The organism is Kosakonia sp. N21 (assembly GCF_050587465.1).
GTDB lineage: Bacteria > Pseudomonadota > Gammaproteobacteria > Enterobacterales > Enterobacteriaceae.
Genome location: NZ_JBOBHR010000021.1, coordinates 1 through 4,772 on the forward strand (window position 1 = coordinate 1; position 4,772 = coordinate 4,772).

Annotated in this window: 5 protein-coding genes and 4 tRNA genes; 2 read left to right on the top strand and 7 right to left on the bottom strand. The window is 49.5% G+C overall.

Features of this window, described 5'->3' with window-relative positions:
• The 5 genes from ACQ3G7_RS24595 to ACQ3G7_RS24615 all read right to left on the bottom strand — a co-directional run.
• Positions 1–81: elongation factor Tu (locus ACQ3G7_RS24595; protein ID WP_003842260.1), on the bottom strand; the 81-nt coding region annotated here is incomplete at its 3' end.
• Between the two features lie 114 nt (positions 82–195).
• Positions 196–271, bottom strand: a tRNA-Thr gene (locus ACQ3G7_RS24600).
• Positions 272–276: 5 nt separating this feature from the next.
• Positions 277–351, bottom strand: a tRNA-Gly gene (locus tag ACQ3G7_RS24605).
• 113 nt (positions 352–464) lie between these two features.
• Positions 465–549 (bottom strand) — tRNA-Tyr (locus ACQ3G7_RS24610).
• Between the two features lie 8 nt (positions 550–557).
• A tRNA-Thr gene (locus ACQ3G7_RS24615) sits at positions 558–633 on the bottom strand.
• A gap of 339 nt (positions 634–972) precedes the next feature.
• Between ACQ3G7_RS24615 and ACQ3G7_RS24620 the strand changes: the two genes are divergently transcribed.
• Both ACQ3G7_RS24620 and coaA read left to right on the top strand, forming a co-directional pair.
• A complete protein-coding gene (locus ACQ3G7_RS24620; RefSeq protein ID WP_430892997.1) occupies positions 973–1,521 on the top strand; it encodes a GNAT family N-acetyltransferase in 549 nt (182 codons plus the stop codon).
• Between the two features lie 201 nt (positions 1,522–1,722).
• Entirely contained in the window at positions 1,723–2,673 is a 951-nt protein-coding gene (gene coaA / locus ACQ3G7_RS24625; RefSeq protein WP_263098501.1) for a type I pantothenate kinase, read from the top strand.
• 35 nt (positions 2,674–2,708) lie between these two features.
• Here the strand turns inward: coaA and birA are convergent, their stop codons facing one another.
• Both birA and murB read right to left on the bottom strand, forming a co-directional pair.
• A complete protein-coding gene (gene birA, locus ACQ3G7_RS24630) occupies positions 2,709–3,671 on the bottom strand; it encodes a bifunctional biotin--[acetyl-CoA-carboxylase] ligase/biotin operon repressor BirA (RefSeq protein WP_430892993.1) in 963 nt (320 codons plus the stop codon).
• A complete protein-coding gene (gene murB, locus ACQ3G7_RS24635) occupies positions 3,668–4,696 on the bottom strand; it encodes a UDP-N-acetylmuramate dehydrogenase (RefSeq protein WP_430892995.1) in 1,029 nt (342 codons plus the stop codon). The genes birA and murB overlap by 4 nt, the downstream gene beginning before the upstream one ends.
• Between the last annotated feature and the right edge of the window lie 76 nt (positions 4,697–4,772).

Genomic DNA, 4,772 nt, shown 5'->3' on the forward strand with positions numbered 1-4,772 from the left:
CGTTGTTTTACCATGGTCAACGTGGCCGATAGTACCGACGTTAACGTGCGGTTTTGTACGTTCAAACTTTTCTTTAGACATCGATTGTCCCTCTAAGACACGGATAAATCGGTGATATCACCACATCAACCAGGCAACATGCCCGACTTGTTGAATGCTAAATAACAGAAGAGAAACCAGGGAGGAGAAGTGAAGTGGTGCTGATACCCAGAGTCGAACTGGGGACCTCACCCTTACCAAGGGTGCGCTCTACCAACTGAGCCATATCAGCACGTCTGGAGCGGGCAGCGGGAATCGAACCCGCATCATCAGCTTGGAAGGCTGAGGTAATAGCCATTATACGATGCCCGCATCCTGAAACTCGGCTACCCAGTGCTTTCTGTATTATCGGGAGAAGAAACTCTCCCTTTGAGTTGATTCGCTTACTGACACCAACTCAGGTTACGTTTTAGCGTAACCGAAAATGGTGGTGGGGGAAGGATTCGAACCTTCGAAGTCTGTGACGGCAGATTTACAGTCTGCTCCCTTTGGCCGCTCGGGAACCCCACCGGACTTGATGGTGCCGACTACCGGAATCGAACTGGTGACCTACTGATTACAAGTCAGTTGCTCTACCTACTGAGCTAAGTCGGCATCAAGTAGCGCGCATTCTAGGGAGACAGAGGGATTGATGCAACAAAAAAATTGCACAAACCGTTCTATCGCTCACATTTTGCACGACCACTCGACAAAATGCTGTAAATTCATGCAACCCAGTAGAAAAACCCACCGTTTTTCGCCCCCTGTTAGTCAGTATTCCCGCTTTTCTTACCCCTTTCATCGTCATCCTTTCAGGCCTTACTGCGGTGCAATTGCGTTGTTGTGGTGCAGATAAGTGGCGCATTTCAGTCGTTCAGACAAAGCCAGAGGTGAAAATGTGAATTGGATCACTTATTGCATCTCCGGGATATCACCCATAACGGAGGCACAATGATGAAAATTGTTCTGTTAAACGCAGCCACCTTGCCGGTCTATTGTCCGGAACTTGCTGACTTGCTGCTGGATACGCTGCAAGGTGGAGCCTCTGTGGGATATCAGCGTGCGACCAGCCACCAGGAAGCAGAGAGTAACTTCTATCGCCTGCGTGACGAGCTTCAAAAAGGCGAGCGCTTAATCTGGATAGCCAGGGATGAGCAAGGCGTGGTGGGGTGTATCAGTCTGGCGCTAAACACGCAGCCTGAAGCGCTTAATCGCGGCACCATTAAATTGCTACTGGTTCACCGGCGCGCCCGACGTAAAGGCGTTGGCAAAAAGCTGCTTGCTGAACTTGAGAAAAGCGCCTGCGCTCGTCAACGTGGGGTTTTATCACTGGAAGTGCGTGCAGGCTCAGGGGCAGAAGCGTTTTACCGCTCGCAGGGATATCGCTGTCTCGGGGAAATGCCGGATTATCTCTGTTCCGCCGACGGGTACTACCACCCTGCTGCGATTTATTTTAAACGCTTATTTGCGGTAAATCAGACAGTTCGATCTATTGCCAGCTAATGTGAATAGCGTGATGCTTTCCGCGTAAAGCATCACGCAGACGCGATTTTTCATATTATTCCCTGTCATCTGGTGTTAACCTCCTGCCCATTGATCCAACTTATTTCAATAACGTCGAGCCATCGCGTTACCTTAAGAGACGCTCTCTCGCAGCGCGCCGGAAGCATACGTGCCAGTGGTAATGTGGGCAGATAAAAGCTTATGAGTAAAAAAGAGCAAACGTTAATGACGCCTTACTTACAGTTTAATCGCAGCCAGTGGGCTGCACTTCGTGATTCCGTACCAATGACATTGACTGAGGGCGAAATCGCAAGGTTAAAAGGCATTAATGAAGACCTTTCTCTGGAAGAAGTTGCCGAAATTTATCTTCCACTTTCCCGTTTACTCAATTTCTACATCAGTTCAAACCTGCGTCGACAAGCCGTGCTGGAACAATTTCTGGGCACAAACGGTCAGCGCATTCCCTATATCATCAGCATCGCAGGTAGCGTTGCGGTTGGGAAAAGCACCACCGCCCGTGTATTACAGGCGTTACTCAGCCGTTGGCCCGAGCATCGTCGGGTAGAGTTAATTACCACTGACGGCTTTCTGCACCCCAACCAGGTGTTGAAAGATCGCGGGTTGATGAAGAAAAAAGGCTTCCCGCAATCCTATGATATGCATCGCCTGGTGCAGTTCGTTTCCGATATTAAATCCGGGGTTACCGACGTTACGGCCCCCGTTTATTCGCACCTGATTTATGATGTGATCCCGGATGGTGACAAAACGGTCACGCATCCTGATATTCTTATTCTTGAAGGGTTGAATGTTTTACAAAGTGGTATGGATTATCCTCATGATCCGCACCATGTATTTGTTTCAGACTTCGTAGATTTTTCTATTTATGTTGATGCACCAGAGGATCTATTACAGACCTGGTATATCAATCGTTTCCTGAAGTTCCGTGAAGGCGCTTTTACTAACCCTGATTCTTATTTCCATAACTATGCGAAGTTGTCTGAGGCTGAAGCAATAGAAGTTGCAATGTCGCTGTGGAAAGAGATTAACGGTTTAAATCTTAAAGAAAACATTCTGCCTACACGCGAGCGCGCCAGCCTGATTATGACCAAGAGCGCGAATCATGCTGTTGAACAAGTGCGTCTGCGAAAATAAACAGTAAGGGGAGCATCAACGCTCCCTTTTGACTATTATTCCGCACTGCGCAACGATATTTCGCCTCCCATCCAGGGTTTAATTACGCCATCTTGTTCAAGTAACAGGGCACCCTGGACATCAATTCCGCGCGAAATACCGTAGATCTCTTTCTCACCGATAATCAATTTCACCGGTCGGTGGATAAAATTATCCAGTTTCTCCCAGCGAGGAAGAAAAGGAGCCAGCCCTTCTTGCTCAAACATCTGCAGTGCATCACGCAGCTCTGTAATTAAACGTGCAGCAAGCTTGTTACGATCAATGCGCACACCGGCTTCCTGCAGATTAATCCAGCCCTGGCTGATGTCTTCAGCTTGTACTTTACGCATCACCAGGTTGACCCCGGCACCGATGACAATTTGTGCTGCATCGCCGGTTTTCCCTGTCAGTTCGACGAGAATACCCGCAAGTTTGCGATCCTGAAGATAGAGATCGTTAGGCCATTTAACCCGTACCTGATCAGCACCCAGATCGTGTAAGACTTCAGCCATCACAATCCCGATCACCAGGCTTAAACCGATAGCAGCGGCCGGTCCCTGTTCTAAACGCCAGTACATCGAGATATAGAGATTTGCACCGAAGGGAGAGACCCATTTTCGACCACGACGCCCTCGCCCGGCCTGTTGGTACTCCGCCACACAAGCATCACCGGAATCGAGTTCACTGAGGCGATCCAGCAAATACTGGTTTGTTGAATCAATTACTGGCAGAACAGCAACCTTACCCTGCTTAATCTGGCTGCTGATCATGGTTTCATCTAATAGCTGGATAGGCTCCGGGAGGCTATAGCCTTTACCAGGGACAGTGAAAACATCAATTCCCCAGTCACGCAGCGTCTGAATATGTTTATTAATCGCTGCGCGGCTCATGCCCAAACGTTCGCCAAGTTGTTCACCCGAATGGAATTCACCATCCGCCAAAATAGAAATCAATGTTAATGGGATCGTATTGTCCTTCACGCAATCGCCTCCACCGCATTCACCTCACCGGCACAACCAATAAAACGGACCTCAGGTTCCAGCCAGACGTTGAATTTGTTTCCCACACGCTGGCGCACCAGGTGCGCAAGCTGGATAACATCCTCACTGGTTGCCAGACCCGTATTGATCAGCACCAACGCCTGCAAATGATGGATCGCGGCCCCTTTCACGGCAGTCCCCTTCAACTGGCATTGGTCAATAAGCCAGCCTGCGGCCAGTTTTACGGAACCATCAGCCTGAGGATAATGGGGAGCATTCGGGAACGCCTCTAATAAGCTATTGGCTTGCTCTGCCGTCACCACAGGGTTTTTAAAGAAACTGCCAGCATTACCGTGCACTTTCGGATCGGGTAGTTTACTCATGCGCATATGACACACCGCATCGAAAACCTGTTGTGCCGTTACAGTCGCCGGATCAAAACGTGTTAAATCGCCGTAAGTCAGCACAGGTTGCCAGTTTTTTGGTAAACGCAGTCCCACTGCAGTGATAGCATAGCCATCCTGATACTCGTGTTTAAAGATACTGTCACGGTAACCAAAACGGCACGCTTGCGCACTCAAACGCTGTGACTCGCCGCTGCTGAGGTTGATGCAATCAACATAGTTGCAGACACGCTGTAGCTCAACACCATATGCGCCAATATTCTGGATTGGGGATGAACCTGCACAGCCAGGGATCAGCGCTAAATTCTCCAGGCCAGGCATCCCGTTGCTGAGGGTAAATTGCACGAGGTGATGCCAGTTCTCCCCGGCACCGACATGAAGCAGCCACGCATCGTCCTCTTCGTGGACCTCTATGCCCCGAATACGGTTGATAATGACCGTCCCGGCAAAGTCTTGTAGAAATAGCACATTGCTACCTTCACCCAGGATCAATACGGGTTGCTGGTTTTGTACGGCGGTTTGCCAGGCTTCCAGCAGTTGCGGCGTATTTTCGACGCAAACAATCCGGTGAGCATTACGATCAATACCGAAGGTATTCCAGGGCTTAAGGGAGTGATTCATTGGCGCTATCCTGATGCAAAAACACAGCTAGTTTACCGTATCCGGAGAGTAAGCGCTTGTGGTGTTTGGAAGGCCA